15 protein-coding genes are annotated in these 15,194 nt (G+C 53.0%); 4 read left to right on the forward strand and 11 right to left on the reverse strand.

Going from position 1 to position 15,194, the window contains the following annotated elements:
* Positions 1 to 37: 37 nt before the first annotated feature.
* The 3 genes from NYE33_RS01090 to NYE33_RS01100 all read left to right on the forward strand — a co-directional run bounded on the left by NYE33_RS01090 (position 38) and on the right by NYE33_RS01100 (position 3,141).
* Entirely contained in the window at positions 38 to 724 is a 687-nt protein-coding gene (locus tag NYE33_RS01090; RefSeq protein WP_341064459.1) for a response regulator transcription factor, read from the forward strand.
* A complete protein-coding gene (locus NYE33_RS01095) occupies positions 721 to 2,349 on the forward strand; it encodes a sensor histidine kinase (RefSeq protein WP_341064461.1) in 1,629 nt (542 codons plus the stop codon). The genes NYE33_RS01090 and NYE33_RS01095 overlap by 4 nt, the downstream gene beginning before the upstream one ends.
* A gap of 225 nt (positions 2,350 to 2,574) precedes the next feature.
* Positions 2,575 to 3,141, forward strand: a complete 567-nt coding sequence (locus NYE33_RS01100; protein WP_042133298.1) for an FAD-dependent oxidoreductase — start codon at positions 2,575 to 2,577, stop codon at positions 3,139 to 3,141.
* A 587-nt stretch (positions 3,142 to 3,728) separates the two neighbouring features.
* On the opposite strand, the gene NYE33_RS01105 is transcribed toward NYE33_RS01100, so the two are convergent.
* The 10 genes from NYE33_RS01105 to NYE33_RS01150 all read right to left on the reverse strand — a co-directional run bounded on the left by NYE33_RS01105 (position 3,729) and on the right by NYE33_RS01150 (position 13,674).
* A complete protein-coding gene (locus NYE33_RS01105) occupies positions 3,729 to 4,712 on the reverse strand; it encodes a glycosyltransferase family 2 protein (RefSeq protein WP_340948124.1) in 984 nt (327 codons plus the stop codon).
* 30 nt (positions 4,713 to 4,742) lie between these two features.
* On the reverse strand, positions 4,743 to 6,923 hold the full coding sequence (locus NYE33_RS01110) for a glycosyltransferase family 39 protein (RefSeq protein WP_341064462.1): 2,181 nt from the start codon (positions 6,921 to 6,923) through the stop codon (positions 4,743 to 4,745).
* Positions 6,924 to 7,184: 261 nt separating this feature from the next.
* Positions 7,185 to 7,730, reverse strand: coding sequence for a DUF1697 domain-containing protein (locus NYE33_RS01115; RefSeq protein WP_042133295.1), 546 nt, complete (start codon positions 7,728 to 7,730; stop codon positions 7,185 to 7,187).
* A 28-nt stretch (positions 7,731 to 7,758) separates the two neighbouring features.
* Complete coding sequence (locus NYE33_RS01120) at positions 7,759 to 8,574, reverse strand: phosphotransferase family protein (protein WP_042133294.1); 816 nt, start codon at positions 8,572 to 8,574, stop codon at positions 7,759 to 7,761.
* A gap of 17 nt (positions 8,575 to 8,591) precedes the next feature.
* On the reverse strand, positions 8,592 to 8,888 hold the full coding sequence (locus NYE33_RS01125; RefSeq protein ID WP_039306615.1) for an antibiotic biosynthesis monooxygenase family protein: 297 nt from the start codon (positions 8,886 to 8,888) through the stop codon (positions 8,592 to 8,594).
* Positions 8,889 to 8,903: 15 nt separating this feature from the next.
* The gene (locus NYE33_RS01130; protein ID WP_042133293.1) at positions 8,904 to 9,524 is read right to left on the reverse strand and encodes an alpha/beta hydrolase; all 621 of its coding nucleotides are present in this window, start codon (positions 9,522 to 9,524) and stop codon (positions 8,904 to 8,906) included.
* A 123-nt stretch (positions 9,525 to 9,647) separates the two neighbouring features.
* Complete coding sequence (locus tag NYE33_RS01135; RefSeq protein WP_341064464.1) at positions 9,648 to 10,742, reverse strand: GerAB/ArcD/ProY family transporter; 1,095 nt, start codon at positions 10,740 to 10,742, stop codon at positions 9,648 to 9,650.
* Positions 10,743 to 10,769: 27 nt separating this feature from the next.
* Positions 10,770 to 10,973 (reverse strand): hypothetical protein, encoded by a 204-nt coding sequence (locus NYE33_RS01140; RefSeq protein WP_042133291.1) that lies wholly within the window; start codon positions 10,971 to 10,973, stop codon positions 10,770 to 10,772.
* Between the two features lie 2 nt (positions 10,974 to 10,975).
* The gene (locus tag NYE33_RS01145; RefSeq protein WP_052421650.1) at positions 10,976 to 12,130 is read right to left on the reverse strand and encodes a Ger(x)C family spore germination protein; all 1,155 of its coding nucleotides are present in this window, start codon (positions 12,128 to 12,130) and stop codon (positions 10,976 to 10,978) included.
* Entirely contained in the window at positions 12,127 to 13,674 is a 1,548-nt protein-coding gene (locus tag NYE33_RS01150; RefSeq protein WP_341064468.1) for a spore germination protein, read from the reverse strand. Before NYE33_RS01150 ends, NYE33_RS01145 begins: the two co-directional genes overlap by 4 nt.
* Positions 13,675 to 13,955: 281 nt before the next feature.
* Here NYE33_RS01150 and NYE33_RS01155 point away from each other — a divergent pair, with 281 nt between their 5' ends.
* The gene (locus NYE33_RS01155; RefSeq protein WP_042133289.1) at positions 13,956 to 14,348 is read left to right on the forward strand and encodes an MGMT family protein; all 393 of its coding nucleotides are present in this window, start codon (positions 13,956 to 13,958) and stop codon (positions 14,346 to 14,348) included.
* Here the strand turns inward: NYE33_RS01155 and NYE33_RS01160 are convergent.
* The gene (locus NYE33_RS01160; protein ID WP_042133288.1) at positions 14,324 to 15,025 is read right to left on the reverse strand and encodes a DUF1361 domain-containing protein; all 702 of its coding nucleotides are present in this window, start codon (positions 15,023 to 15,025) and stop codon (positions 14,324 to 14,326) included. The genes NYE33_RS01155 and NYE33_RS01160 overlap by 25 nt on opposite strands.
* Between the last annotated feature and the right edge of the window lie 169 nt (positions 15,026 to 15,194).

Genomic DNA, 15,194 nt, shown 5'->3' on the forward strand with positions numbered 1-15,194 from the left:
ATGGACACTATAACCACTGAATATGGAGGAACTGCTAATGAAAGCAGCGCAAGGCGTCCGATTGCTTCTGGTGGATGATGAGCCTCATATCCTCCAGTTTCTCGAACTGGGATTAATGAACGAAGGATTTGAAGTGCAGACTGCGCCGGATGGTGCAGGTGCAATCGCTGCGGCCGCAGAGTTCAAGCCGCATGTCGTGATTCTCGACGTCATGATGCCCGGCATGGACGGCTTCGAGGTCGTCCGCTGTCTCCGTTCAGAGGAGGCAGAGGTGGCCGTGATCATGCTTACCGCCAAGGATGAAGTGGATGACCGGGTTAAAGGCCTGTCTATCGGTGCGGATGATTATATGGTCAAGCCCTTCAGCTTCGATGAGCTGCTAGCCAGGATTCAGGCCCGCCTGCGCAACCAGTTCCCGGGACTGCTCGGCGAGGTGCGCTGCGGCCCCTTCCGGATTGACGGCCGGCGCAAAGAAATCAGCCACAAGGAGGAGGTGCTGGAGCTCTCGCCCACAGAATATGAGCTGCTGCAATATCTGGTTATTAACCACGGGCTGGTGCTGAGTAAACCCATGATTCTGGACAAGGTGTGGGGATATGATTTCGGCGGCGAGGAGAACATCGTTGAGGTCTACATCCGTTCCCTCCGCGAGAAGCTCGGGGACAAGGATCACCGGATTATCCGCACCCTGCGCGGCGCGGGATACCGGGTGGACCTTGTATGATTGCCCGGACCCGGGGCTTCCTCAGCAAACTGCAGGCACCGCGATCCCTGCGCAAACAGCTGCTGGCCACCTCGCTGTTAATCCTGTCCGTATTGCTGATTCTGATCGGCGTACTCCAGTATGCTCTGATGCGGAATTTCATCTACAGCAACCGCGCGGAGGCGATGGAAACCCAGATGCGCTCCGTGCCGCGCGAATTCTATTACATTAACCTTAATAATCCTGCGGGAAATGCAGCAGATCTAAACAACAGTGCGGGGGGCAATATTCCTGGCGGAGCTGTAAGCGGGACTATAAGCCCTGGCAACACGCTCCAAGGCGGAACTCCTGGCGGGGCTGACAGCGCCGGGAATAACGCCAACATGAGCCCTGGCAACAAGCGGTTCTACGGAGACCGCCGCCCGCTGCTGCTTGATGCCCATACTACGATAGCCATATACAGCTCAGACGGCACCTTCAAGGATCTGCAGGAAGAAACCCTGTCTGGGTCAGTAGCACCAAGAATGAGCAACGGCGAATATAACACCCTGCTGAAGCAGACATCGGATAAGGCTACCGGGAAATACAGGCTGATTACTGCAGCAGACGGCAACGAGCATCTGGCTGTCTTCATGAACCTTGGCAGACCGGGTGCTACTAAATTGTTGCTGCAAATGAGCGTAGAAACCGGCCCTCTGAGAGATGTGATTATGCAGCAGCTGCTTATTTTTGGCGCGTTATCGGTGGTCGCTCTGCTGGCCGGACTGTTCCTGTACTTACCCGCGCTGCGCAAAACGCTGATTCCCTTGTCCAAAATGGGAGAATCCGCGCAAAGCATCGACGCCGGCAATCTGGATGTGCGCTTCCCTGTAGATCAGGGCCAGCTTGAGGTCGACAAGCTCTCCCAGTCCTTCAACGGAATGCTGGAGCGTCTGGAGATTTCTTTTCACAATGAACGTGAGGCCAAAGAACAGATGCGCCGGTTCGCGGCAGATGCATCCCATGAGCTAAGAACCCCGCTGACCTCAATATACGGATTCCTGGAGGTACTGCTCCGGGGAGCAGCCGATAACCGGGACCAGCTCTATAGCGCGCTCAACAGCATGCATGGAGAGGCCAAACGCATTAACAAACTGGTGGAGGATCTGCTGCTGCTCGCCCGTATGGATGGTGCTCCGCAGCTGCGGGTCAAGAATCTGCTGCTCGGTGAGATGATTGACGAGATGCAGCCGCAGCTGCTGGTGCTGGCTGGCAAACGGAAGGTAAACTTCGATATTTCTTATGGTGTACGCGGCCCTGTTGACCCTGACAAAATAAAGCAGGTTATTCTTAATCTATTCCATAACGCCGTGCAGCATACGGATGCGGAATCCGGAGCGGTACAAGTCTCGCTGCATGCCAGAGGAACAGTGGCTGTTCTGACTGTGAAGGACAACGGCTCCGGTATTGCTGCCGGACATCTCCCGCATGTCTTCGACCGGTTCTACCGCAGTGATTCATCCCGCACCAGAAAGTACGGCGGCTCGGGGCTCGGGTTATCCATTACCAAGTCTATCGTGGAGGCGCATCAAGGAGAGATTACTGTAACCAGCACTCCTGGTGAATTCACAATCTTCCACGTCTTTCTCCCCTGCCTGCCGGATTAGCTAATGACCTGTAATTAACGATATAATAGTAAGCAGAAGAAATAGCTGTCCTCATTGAGCATGGCTAACAAAACTTAAGCCCATGCTTCCGATGCGAGTTTTGTACGAAGTGAATTCACGGAAGCTGGGCTACAACAAAACTTAAGCCCACGCTTCCGATGCGAGTTTTGTACGAAGTGAATTCACGGAAGCTGGGCTACAACAAAACTTTTAGGAGGTTACATCATGTACGAAATCGCTATTATCGGCGCCGGCCCTGCCGGGGCTAGTGCCGCATTGTTCGCCGCCAAGGCGGGCAAAAAAACACTGCTGATTGACAATGACAAAGGCATGACCCGCAGAGGCTGGTATGAGAACTTTTACGGAATCAGCGAAATCGGCGGACCCGACCTCGTGGAGACCGGACATAAGCAGGCCGTGAAATTCGGAGCCGAGCTGGTCGCTGAGCAGGCTACCGGACTGAGCGCAAGCGGTGAAGGGTTCGTAATCGAGACGGAGAGCGGAGCTGCTTACGAGGCCAAGCATGTTATTCTGGCTACAGGGGTTCTCACCGATCTGGCCGCCAAGGCCGGAGTGGAAACCAAGGATGGCACGGAGCCGAGAATCAAGACAGTTATTGCAGCTACTGCAGAAGGCAAAACCAACATTGACGGCATCTGGGCAGCAGGAACAGTTGCCGGTGTGAGTGTGCACGCTATTATTACTGCCGGAGACGGTGCCAAGGTTGCGGTTAATGTTATCAGTGAGCTGAACGGTGCGCGGTATGTTGATCACGACTTGCTGAAGGCATAATTCACACAGACTAATAAGATTCCCAATAAAAAATGCATAAACGACCTGCCTTCATCATGGATGAAGGGCGGGTCGTTTTTTTGTTATAAGGGAGAAGAATCAGCTAGCCTAGCCAGGCTATTGTTGGCAGAAATCCGCTACTGAGTGTGCAAGTCTTGAACAAACACCTTTATCCGAGAACCGCTAAACGCAACAGAGTCTGCTGCAGCCTATCCAAACTGCGGATTGTTGTACTAAATGTAGGATTTCCAGCTCAGGACCCCCACAAAGTAAATATTGCTGCAGAAAATACAACATTTCAGCGCCATCGAGGCCCCAGCGCGCTAAATTGTTGCATTTCGTGCAAGATTTCCGATTTTTCCGGGTAAATGTCTTTGGATTGTTGTATTTTATGCAGGATTTCATGAGCCCGGGTGCTGTAACGGGGCGTTGAACCTAGGAGGCTTTGGGGTTCGGGGGTTCGGGGGTTCGGGGGTTCGGGGGTCTGGGCGTTAACGATAATGCTCCAGAGTTCAGCCGCAGCAAAAAACTGCTCCGGACGATTACGGTTCGCTTGCCGTAATCGTAATCGTCCGCGCAGCCTTCCGTTATTTGTTGAGATGGGCTACTCTGTGCTTCTGTGCACTCTGCTGCTTCTTGCCGCCATAGAACTCCTGAACAATGTAGAGCGGACGTCCCTTGGACTCGTCATAGATCCGGCCGACATACTCGCCCAGCACACCCAGCATGATCAGCACAAACCCGTTGAAGGTTAGCGTAATCCCGATCATCGACGCCCAGCCCTTAACGGCCTCGTCCGTAAAGAGCGCCAGGTAGAGCACATACATAAGGTACAGAAAGCCGGATGCGGACAGCAGTGCTCCCAGATAGCCCGCCAGCTTCAGCGGTTTGTAGGAGAAGGAGGTGATACCGTCCAGCGACAGCTTAATCATGCGTTTCAGCGGATATTTGGTTTCGCCCGCCAGGCGTTCATCACGCTCATATTCAAGCGCCTTCTGGCGGAAGCCCACCCAGCTTACCAGTCCGCGGACGAAACGGTTTTTCTCCGGCAGACGTTTCAGCTCATCGCAGACTTTGCGGTCAATCAGCCGGAAATCGCCGGTATCTACCGGGATAGAGATATCTGTCGAATAACGGAGTATCCGGTAAAAGAGGGCTGCCGTCCATTTTTTGAACAGGGACTCCCCTTTTCGTTTGATACGCTTGGCGTAGACAACCTCATAGCCTTTTTTCCACTCGGCAATCATATCCAGAATCAGTTCCGGGGGGTCCTGCAGATCCGCATCGATAATAACCACGGCATCTCCAAGCGCATAATCCATCCCTGCTGTAATAGCAATCTGATGGCCGAAATTACGGGACAGGTCAATCAGCTTCACACTTTCATCCCAGTAGCTGTACTCCTCGATCATCTGCGCACAGTTGTCCGTACTGCCGTCATTGACGAAGAGCAGCTCATACGACTCCCCTGTTGCTCCCATTACTTTCTTGATCCGCCGGTACGTCTCCTGAATCACTTCCTCTTCATTGAACATCGGTATAATTATGGAATAGCGCACTTGGGTGCTCATGGGCAGCTCCTCCTCAAATGATGTAGTTACTTAGTTAAGCGTGACCTCGTATAATGATCCGCCAGCGCCCCCTGATGTTCCCTGCCAGTCTGCGGAAGGAATCTCCGTCCCGTTCTCAGTGATCCAGGATGTAATTTCCGAGCTGCCGCCTCCGCGCCCGCCGCCCATACCGCCGCTGTTGACCAGGAAGTATTTCACCTGGCCGCTCTCTACGAGCGCCTTCAAAGTATCTGTGGTGTAGGGAACGTCTGATGCGTTAAATCCGTTAAGGATGACCACCGATTCGCCTTCGTCGATAATATAGGCACCTGCCGTTCCATAATCCATAGCTGCGAACAGGTATTTCTCACCGGTGTTGTTTTCTTTAAGATAGGCCAGCAGATTCTCATTAACTCCTGCAGCACTATTTCTGCCGCCCATGCCGCCAGCACCGCTGCTGTCCGGACCCGCCGCCGGCGTCATGCTGTTATTGCCGTACGTGATCGGTGTAAAAGCCCAGTAGAGCGGACCGATCAGCAGAACGAGAAGTCCTGTTACAGCAGCGGCATGCAATAAGGATTGCTTATTTGCGCTGGCTTTCAGCAGCCGCAGGATGAGCAGCACTACGGAAGCTGCAACACCCGCTGCCAGGACAACAATGGACCAGCCGCGGCCAATGGTATCGTTATAAGGATGGATGATATATACCTCGAGAGCCGTTGTTGCGAGTACCGCTGCCGGAAGCAGCCAGGACAGCCACGATGTACGTTCCTTGTAATAGCTCCAGAGCTGTGACCACCCTGCACCTGCCAGCGCCGCAACCGGCGGAGCCATCATGATCAGATAATACTGGTGAAAGAAGCCGGCGATGCTGAAAAAGCCCATGACCGGTACCAGCCAGGCGAGCCAGAACAAGGCCTCCTTATGCTTCCGGGTGAAGTTCTTCCGGCGCAGGCTGGCAAAAATCCCGATGCAGCCGAACAACACGAACGGCAGCAGCCAGCTGGCTTGGCCGGATAACTCGGACTGGAACAGCCGCAGCGGGCCGGCGGTACCGGTATTAAACATCCCCCCAGCGCCACCGCCGCCGTTCATTCCGAACCGTCCGCCTTGGCCGCCGTCCCCGCCGCCCCAATCACCCGACTGACGTCCGCCGCCCGTTCTGCCTCCTCCATCCTGCCTCTCCGTTCCGTCAGCCTGACCAGGAGCCGTTCCCCAGCCTCCGCCGTCTGCAGCACCGGCTGTTCCGCCACCGCTGCCGCCGCCCTGATCGTCACCGGTTATCCCCGGAGGCGAGTCTTGTCCCTGCTGATTTCCGCTGAACGATCCGCCGTCTCCATTCAACGCCGGCATTGCACCGCCAAACTCCGGCATCTGCCCGTTCATTGCGGGCATTCCGCCGCCGCCAAAACCGCCGCCGCTTCCGGTGCCGCCCGTACTGCGGTCACCGGTTAAACGGGAGACCCCGTTATAGCCAAAAGCCAGATTAAGTACAGAGTTGGTGCCGCTGCTTCCGATATAAGGACGTTTGTCCGCCGGTATGGAATCAACAATTACCGCCCATGAGAGTGAAACAGCCAGCAGCACTGCGGTGCAGGCGGCCAGAGTCCCGGTCTTCTTCTTCCAGTTGACCCTGGCAGCCAGAATATAGAAGAGATAGAATGCCGGAACAACCATATAGGCCTGCAGCATCTTCTCATTGAAGGCTACACCAATCAGCCCGAATGCAGCCAGTAAGCTGCCCATCCGGCCGGTCCTGATGCCCCTGAACAGAAACCATGCCGCCAGCAGCAAAGTAAACACCAGCAGTGCATCAATATTGTTCGTGCGGCTCACTGCAGCTGCTACCGGTGTAGCCGCCATAGCCAGGGAAGCGAGCCTTGCAGCGGCTTTTCCAAAAGTAGGCTTCACCAGCAGATAGACGATCAAGACCGAACCTACACCGCCCAGTGCCTGCGGCAGAATGACACTCCAGCCATGCAGGCCAAAGATCAGCGCACTTAGGGTCTGCAGCCAGAACGTTACCGGCGGCTTATCGACAGTTACGGATCCGGCAGAGTCAAGTGAGGCGAAGAAGAAGTTATGGAAACTCTGCAGCATGCTCCCTACTGCCGTAGTGTAGTACGTATTGACATATTGATCATTCCAGATTCCATAGCCGTACAGAACTGCCGCCAGCAGCAGAATACCCAGCAAGACGGCGTCGGAACCCAGCCTTTTTAACCATTTCATAGATTCACCCGCTCCAATCCGTTCTTCTTGACATCCGGTAAGACGCCTTGTTGACCGGCCTTGTCTTTGTATAGGTGTATTATTGCATCCTTACCTTAACTCATAATGAATACTGGCTGAATGTTTGCTGAAACGGTACTGTATAAAAGGGAACGGCAAACACCCCCGCTTAGCCGTCCATGCTGCCTGAGCAGCACTCTAGAGAACGGATGCGGGGGTATACATAAAGCACACAGGGCAATATTCTTAAGCTAATCTTACCTACGGCTTGCGGGCCAGCGCCGTCACCTTACCGAGGGTATTCCAGTTGCGTGCGGTGAGATTCGTGCCCAGCAGCTTATCGAACTGCACTTTGAACAGCGGCGATTCGCTTACACTCACCTCATAGTACGTGTACATTTCTTTGCCGATCACCCGTACCTGATCCGCTCCATCCTCATAGGGACGAACCTTCTCCAGCGCTTCAGCCGAAGGCTCGTCAGCCAGAAATGATACATACAGGCGTTTGAATTCCTCCGGCTCTGTCAGCGGGAACGGATTGCCGGCAATGACCGCTTCCAGCTCCTCCACGGAACGGATGATCACAGGGACCTCGAAGCCGAAGGTCTCCCGGATACGCTGGCTGATCACTTCGGCAAGCCCTTCGCCGGAAGCCGCTTCACTCTCAAATACCACGTTGCCGCTCTGGATATACGTCCGTACATTCGCATACTGAAGCTCCCCGAACATCGCCTTAAGCTCCTGCATTCTGATCAACTTGTTGCCGCCGACATTAATTCCGCGCAGCAGTGCGATGTATGTATTCATAAGCTCACCTGCTTTCTCTATGAAATGGTTATCGGGCGGAAGGCAATGATCTCAAGCGCTTGCGGATTTCGCGGACCAGCTGTTCCTTCTCTGATACCGGAAGCCACTCCACCAGCCGTGCAGCCGCTACCGGCAGTATCCAGGCTTCAATGTCCGCCCGGGACACCCCTGATAGTCTCATATATTCACGGGTGTATTGGCTCGTCATCCGCTTTCTGGCGAAGCCTAAGAATACTTTGGTGAACAAAGAAGCATGTTTGGGCATGGCTCCTATACTGAACATGACTATGGACCGTGCAGCATCTGCTGCAGGATCTCCTGAAACGGCAGTCATCCAGTCGATAACCCACAGCTGCCCGTCCATCAGCACATTGTCCGGATGGAAATCACCATGACATAGCTTATTCCCGCCTGGAAGCAGCTCCAGCTGAGATAGAATAGGTGCCTTCTCTTCCATATTAAGCATGGGGGCAGCAATAACATTCTGCTTCAGCCGTTTTTTCTGTTCTCCGGCTTCACCCGGGCCTGCAAGCTGATGGAGGCTGTATTGCAGAGCCGCCATCTGCTTGGCGTAGCTGGCAATTAGCCACGGTTTCGCACCCATCAGCTTCAGCAGCGGGGAGCCATGAATCTGCTGAAACACAATGCCCTTTCTGCCCTCTTCCGCGGCAAGCTCAACCGGCCGCGGGGTACGCACTCCCTGTTCATAGGCATAGGTACTGATGTGGTATTCCCAGTCCACATGATGCTCCGGCACCTCATTCAGATAGAGCTTAAGAATCGTTCCTTCGCCATACTCCATAACTTCCGCAGTCCGGCCTTTACCGATTACTTTCCCCAACATACTGCGCTTCCTTTCCTCTAATCCAGAATGATACGGGTATAATGCTCAACTACAGGGAATGGGCTGTAATAATGATGCAGCAGCGCTTTCCACTTCTGATACTGGGCGGATTCTCTGAACCCCACCGTATGGTCCTCCAGGCTGCGCCATCTGACAATCAGCAGATATTTATGGTCGTCCTCCATACAGTGCTGCAGCTCATGCCCCAAATAACCGTCAATCGAGGCAATCAGCGGGGATGCCTCCCTGAAGCTCTGCTCAAACTGCCGGGTCAATCCCGGCTTTACCTGCAGCATTGCCGCTTCTGTAATCATGCTCTCATCTCCCTCTTAAAGTGAATCGCGGAAAAACTCATGATAGAAATTAATAATGACCAGCAGCACGGCCAGTGACTCGTTGACACTGCCTACCTCCAAAGAATGGTTGGCATCATCAATCCTGTACACCCGCACCTGCTTCAGGCCGCTGAGCTCGGCAGAATGCTGCTCCGTGAACAGCGGATCACTCCCGCCGTAAATAATGCTTCCCCGGCTCTGCTTAATGTACGGGATACTTTCAGCAACAGGGGTGAGGAACAGATGGGAAACCTTCTCTCCTATTCCTGTCTCTGAAGCTACCTTGCCGGCGATCACTGTCCCCATGCTTTTGCTGATGAACAGCAGCTGCTCATACTCCGGAAGCGAAGCAAGCGCCACCTTGCATTCCTCTGCGACAATATCAATTTCTTCACGTTTGAAGGGCGCCCGTGCACTTTGGTATCCATATTCCAGCAGCAGCAGATCACAGCCGTATTCCCGGGCCAGCTTGCCCGCATACTCCAGCAACGGACGCTCGGCGGAATAATTCTGCCCCGGAAACACCACGGTCAGCGACTTGGAGCCTTGTGCCACATACTTATGTCTGACTTCCCTGCCCCAATGTGAGGACATTACGATGCTGGATACACTCATCTATTCTCACGCCTTTCGTTATCCTCTTCTACAACACATTCTCTGCCTCTCATTATAGCCAACTTCCGCGCAGGTTGAAAATAAATAGCCCCGCAACGCGGGGCTGTGGAGGGATGGCATAGCTCATATGGATTTGCTGCTCTTTCTGCGGGAGAGGATCTCTGCTGTAATCCACAGCATAACGGGAATAACCACCTGGAACGGGAGGGCATACACTTTGTAGATGTGATAGGCAAAATACTGCATTTCCATAATATCCTTATAGATGAAACCGGATAGATACACCATGATGAGCCCCATCTGGAGCACCACGGACCGGTAGCTCTTCAGCTTGAATACTTTACTTACCCCATTACAGGTTACATACAGGCACAGGCTGGCCTTTATGAACAACGCTGTTACAAATATAATAGCCGACGAACCCTCGATCCGCGTCAGGAAATCCCCAATGTTAATTCTGCTGACCGCCACATACGAAGGGAAATACAGACTGGATAGAATATCAGGGCCCAGTACCAGTAAATTGCGCAATGTAACAACAATAATGATCATCCCGGCGATCAGTGTACCGCTGAGCAGCACCCTTCTGGCCGAGCCTTTGGCCGGGAGTACATTGAAGGCACCCAGAAAGATTACAATCTCGGCAAAGGGAAAGGTGAAGGAGCCGGCAGTATCCCTGAGGACAAGTCCCCATCCGCTATCCAGCAGCGGCTTGAGGTGATGATATTCATACTTAGGAACAGAGAGCAGCTCTATAAACACAATCACCATGAGCGAAAACAGCAGCAGGAACTTGGAGCTTCTCCCCAGCACCTCCATCCCGGCACCCACCACCCAGACACAGAGCAATCCGATCACAAGCATCGGGGCAATCATCGGTGTAGCAGTAAGGGCAACGGTTTTGCTGAATTCCCCGAAATTGCGCAGCACCAGCGATCCCAAATGCAGCGCGTACCATATGTACAGGCAGGAGAGCATACGCCCGAGGACTGCCCCGAACACAGCGATCAGCATGTCGTACAGATCCTTACCCGGAAAAAGCACATGGAGTCTCGAATAGACCAGCATGAGCGGAACGGCTAACAGGATAGCCAAAAGCAGGGCAATCCAGCTGCTGTTGCCGGACTCCCCCGAGGCTCCCATGAACAGTGAGCTGCCGCTGATAAATAATACAGCTATGCTGATCGACTGCCCCGCTGGTATAATCTCTTTGCTCATGCTTACCTCCTCCTTCAGGAGTATGCTCTAGTACAGCCTCTTAATCAGATTTTCAATCAGCGGGGACGGACTGGGAATCTTCCAGTGCATCGACAAGGCAAAGGCCAGGGAGAAGGAGATCAGGTACAGCACAGAGCATACATAGAAGTCCCGCTTCATTCCCCGCTTCAGCAGTCCGTAGGGATCAAGGATGGCTACAAACACATAGATAACCACAATGTAAATAACCATGACTAATCCCCCAGCCTAATCGCACGCGTTGTTTTGGCACTGCTCTGGATCTCGACTTTGGAGCTGACCGTCACATCCAGATCAGCGAATACTTCGGGCCAGTGATCCTTGACCTTAGCCCAAAGCTTGGGCCGGTTCTCATGAATATTCTCGCCAAAGGCAAAAATATCGGCATCGTACTCCTGCTGGACCTTATGGATTAAGGCAAGAATATCTGCCTCCATACGCTCACCAGCCCTTTTCTCGATATCCTGAATGGTTTCCCCTTCCATGAAGCCTTCCGCTGTCATTACTTCATCCAGTCCGGTTGTAGTCAGAATCTGGATTTGCATCTGCAGCCTGCCGTCAACCATTCTGGGCTTCAGCTTGGTCTGACTGGAGTTGATCTCCAGGGAATACGATGGGGTTCCGTGTCTATCCTCCACATCCAGCACCCCGCCTTTAATTGCATTTTTAACAAACAGCATACACTTTGCCTCATTCCCGTCCAGCTTGCCGACCATCTTGTCCTCCACAAATATGGCAGTGCCTTCTACGCGTTCGTTCTTCTGTCCATTCTTCTGATGAATCGTAATTATCGGCGCAACCGCACTATTACCTGACGTTTCGAGCTTGTCGATGAAATCCCATATTTCCACAGTCGGCGCACTGCTGATATGCATCTCATCCCGCATCATTTGGGCTAGTTCAAACGACATGATCATTTCCGTCGTACTGTTCAGATTAAGAACCTCACGGGCCGTCTTCTCTCCCGAGACGAAGATATATACATCCGATCTTGTCTCCGTATCTCTGCTGTACCAGTCAATTGCTTTAATGAGGCCCTCACGGGCCACCTCCTCGCTTAAAATAATGGCCTTGGCATGACTCCAGAACAGCTTTTTGCCGGTTATGGAAATGATATTGCGGACAATTTCAAACATGGTATCCCCGCTTAGACTAATCATCTTAAACCCTGCCTGTGTCTTGTCCAGTCCCCCGTTGATATCTATCAACTCTACAGTAAGCAGCAGCTTGCCGTCCGCCTTGTTCTTGTCGATCGCTACGCCGGCTACAATGGACATATCATCCACCTCGGTATAATTCCAGCACCCGGATATGCTGAACAGCAGTACTATTGAGGACAGGCCCAACAGGACTCTGCGCAAGATGCTCATAACCGCTTCACCCGCTTGTTCGAGGGCTTCCGCTTCATATTCCGCGCTCCGATCATCGCAGGGCGCAGATACATATCCCACCAGGGTGCACGTATGGCAGTATCCTTAATATCCTGCGGCCGGATCGAGCCCACTCCTAGCATATAAGGGACCCCGAAGGAGCGCAGGCTCATCAGATGAATCACCAGACCCAGCAGACCGAAGAAATATCCGTATATCCCCAGGAAAAAACTGAGGAACAGCAGGCCCAGCCTGACTATAATCAATGGGCCTGTCAGCCTTGGATTCAGCAGTGTCGTTATTCCTGTTAGCCCCACCACAATCACCATGGGCGCACTGACAATCCGCGCATCTACCGCAGCCTGGCCCAGCACCAGCGCCCCTACAATACTTACAGCCTGGCCAATTGAGGTCGGAATCCGCGCCCCCGCTTCGCGCAGCACCTCGAAGATTGTCAGCATGAGCAGCGCCTCAACGACGGTAGGAAAGGGGACAGACAGCCTTGCGGTAGCGATACTCAGCAGCAGTAATGTAGGCACCATTTCCTGCGCGTAGGTTACAAGTGCGACATACCCGGCTGGAATACTAATGGACATGAAAGCTCCCAGCACTCTGAGCAGACGGTTAAAGGATGCAAAATAATAGTTGATATAGTAATCCTCACTGGCCTGGAAGTTCTCTACGAAAACATACGGCAGCGTCAAGGCAAACGGGGTACCTTCAATGAGCACAGCGATTCTGCCCTCCATGATTTTGCTCACCAGAGCATCCGGCCGTTCGGTATTGCCGATCGTCTCGAATGGGGAATAGGGTTCATCGCGGATAAGCTCAGCCAAGTAACCCGTATCCAGGATGGAATCAATCTCCACCCGCTCCAGCCGGCTGTAGAGCTCTTTAAGAATATCGGGTGAAGCCAAGCCCTCCATGTAGCAGATGCAGGTCTGCGTTTTCGTACGTGTCCCGATGTCAGTGAACACAAATTTCAGATCGGAATTCTGTACCCTGCGCCGGATAAGGGTTAGATTGACGAGCAGGGATTCGGTGAATCCCTCTCTGGGGCCCCGGACGGCTTTTTCCGTGGTAGGCTCTTCTATAGCCCGGGTCTCCCAGCCCTGGGCATTGATATTTAGGGCTCCTGCGTAGCCGTCGAGCAGGAATACTGTTTTGCCGCTGACTACCGCACTGACCAGTTCCTCCAGTTTCGTGGAAACCATAATGTCACTGATATTGATAACTTCCATACGGATTTTTTCCATCAGCTCTGCGGGATTGCCGCTCTCTTGCTCTGTGAATCCATAGGCCATGAACGGCTTGGTAATCCCATTCTGTATGAGATCACGGTCAATCATTCCATCCACGTAGATCAAGCCGCAGCGGATGGGCATGCTATGCTTATTCTCAATCACACGAATTCTCAGGGTCCCATCATTACTGAAAATCTTCCGGAACAGAGCCAGCGTATCATCCAGCGAAGGACTTAGCGGCTGGGAAGATGATATTTTGCCGTCAGCTTCACTGTCTATTGCAGCATCCTCGCTCTTCACAGCAGTCACTCCTGTCACATTTCTATTGCTCTGATTATCCCCCGTCTCTCTAACTCCTATTCGCCATAATTATGCTGTAGAGGAAGAACTCAGGATTAGGCAGAGAACAGCAAATAGCCCCTTCTGTGCAGATAGGGGCTTGGCCGGGCGGGACCGGGGAGAGCTATTATCACGCTGTCGCGGTTACTCCTTCCCGGCAGATGCTCTATGCGGCGCTTTATGTTATGGTTGTCTTAAGTACATACAGCGGATAGTTCTGTTATAGACAAAGGAGCCTGTACATGACGCCATTCACCCAAAGAGTGATCACCATTATTCAGTCCATCCCGGAAGGAGCCGTCATGACCTATGGCGGTATTGCCCGCGCGGCCGGAAGCCCCCGGGGAGCCAGGCAGGTGGTGCGTATTCTGCACTCTATGAGCAGGAAATATAAGCTGCCGTGGCACAGGGTCATCAATTCCAAAGGAATGATCTCGCTCACCGAAGACGAATCCGGCTCACTGCAGCAGCTGTACCTGCTGGGTGAAGGGATTATTTTTGATGAGCGGGGTGTGATTGATCTTGAACGTTACCAGTATCACCCAGGACCCGGGCTGGAGCTGGAATTAGAGCTGGAGCCGGAGCAGGATTTCAACCCTGACCCTGAAGATCATCTTCTGCCGCCCTTCGAATAAGCTTTGCCGCTCCCGCTGGCAAGTCCGTTCAGCAGACAATAGAGCGTGGCATAAATCACCAGCAGCACAAAGGCTACGAATAAGCTGAAAAATACGGACTGCCGGTTCAGGCTGTCCTTAACCAGCTGGTACAGCTGGTGGCGGTCTGTCAGCACATCCCAGCTGTTCAGGCGGTAGACTCTGCCCAGCAGAACGCCATAACCGCCCATTACGCAGGCAAAGAGCACGAAGATCCAGGACAGCACCCCATTGGTTTTGCGGTAGATCACATGCTGGAACTGGTACAGGGAGAAGAATCCGGTCAGCCAGCCGCTCCAGGTGAACAAGAGCAGGGTGGTCAGATCGTACCAGTACCGGTTCTGGATCGTCCCGCCTACGATGTATTTGCTTTTGCGGATGGTTAAATGCACGAGGTCAGTCATAATATAAGGCGCATTCGGGAAAAAGAGCAGCCAGGCTATGCCAAGCGGCAGAATCAGCAGCCCCCCAATCTTCCGCTTATCCAGCTCATGTGCTGCCATGGAGAAGAAGAACGGCACCCAGGCCAGAAACAGATTCCAGAGCAGAAAAGCATAGAACGTATCGGTCTGCAGCGAAACTACGCGATATACGGCAAGTGTTGCCGCCGTCATTCCAGCCAGAAGTATAAATACCTTCGAATAATTCAGTTCCTTCATGAGGGAATACTCTCCTTACTTGTTATATAATTCAGCTATGTACACTCTGCAATTGCCTTTTCACTCTTCCTAATTGTACAAATATGGAACCGCATAGTCCAACATTGTATGCGGCAGCTATAAAAACAGCCCGGACGTGTGAATGTCCGGGCTGGAGCTGTTGCTATTG

This window comes from Paenibacillus sp. FSL R10-2199 (genome assembly GCF_038000235.1).
Lineage (GTDB): Bacteria > Bacillota > Bacilli > Paenibacillales > Paenibacillaceae > Paenibacillus_AQ > Paenibacillus_AQ phytohabitans.

Coding starts and splice junctions, on each gene's coding strand:
- NYE33_RS01090 (WP_341064459.1), top strand. CDS start 38: ATGAAAGCAGCGCAAGGCGTCCGATTGCTTCTGGTGGATGATGAGCCT.
- NYE33_RS01095 (WP_341064461.1), top strand. CDS start 721: ATGATTGCCCGGACCCGGGGCTTCCTCAGCAAACTGCAGGCACCGCGA.
- NYE33_RS01100 (WP_042133298.1), top strand. CDS start 2,575: ATGTACGAAATCGCTATTATCGGCGCCGGCCCTGCCGGGGCTAGTGCC.
- NYE33_RS01105 (WP_340948124.1), bottom strand. CDS start 4,712: ATGAGCACCCAAGTGCGCTATTCCATAATTATACCGATGTTCAATGAA.
- NYE33_RS01110 (WP_341064462.1), bottom strand. CDS start 6,923: ATGAAATGGTTAAAAAGGCTGGGTTCCGACGCCGTCTTGCTGGGTATT.
- NYE33_RS01115 (WP_042133295.1), bottom strand. CDS start 7,730: ATGAATACATACATCGCACTGCTGCGCGGAATTAATGTCGGCGGCAAC.
- NYE33_RS01120 (WP_042133294.1), bottom strand. CDS start 8,574: ATGTTGGGGAAAGTAATCGGTAAAGGCCGGACTGCGGAAGTTATGGAG.
- NYE33_RS01125 (WP_039306615.1), bottom strand. CDS start 8,888: ATGATTACAGAAGCGGCAATGCTGCAGGTAAAGCCGGGATTGACCCGG.
- NYE33_RS01130 (WP_042133293.1), bottom strand. CDS start 9,524: ATGAGTGTATCCAGCATCGTAATGTCCTCACATTGGGGCAGGGAAGTC.
- NYE33_RS01135 (WP_341064464.1), bottom strand. CDS start 10,742: ATGAGCAAAGAGATTATACCAGCGGGGCAGTCGATCAGCATAGCTGTA.
- NYE33_RS01140 (WP_042133291.1), bottom strand. CDS start 10,973: ATGGTTATTTACATTGTGGTTATCTATGTGTTTGTAGCCATCCTTGAT.
- NYE33_RS01145 (WP_052421650.1), bottom strand. CDS start 12,130: ATGAGCATCTTGCGCAGAGTCCTGTTGGGCCTGTCCTCAATAGTACTG.
- NYE33_RS01155 (WP_042133289.1), top strand. CDS start 13,956: ATGACGCCATTCACCCAAAGAGTGATCACCATTATTCAGTCCATCCCG.
- NYE33_RS01160 (WP_042133288.1), bottom strand. CDS start 15,025: ATGAAGGAACTGAATTATTCGAAGGTATTTATACTTCTGGCTGGAATG.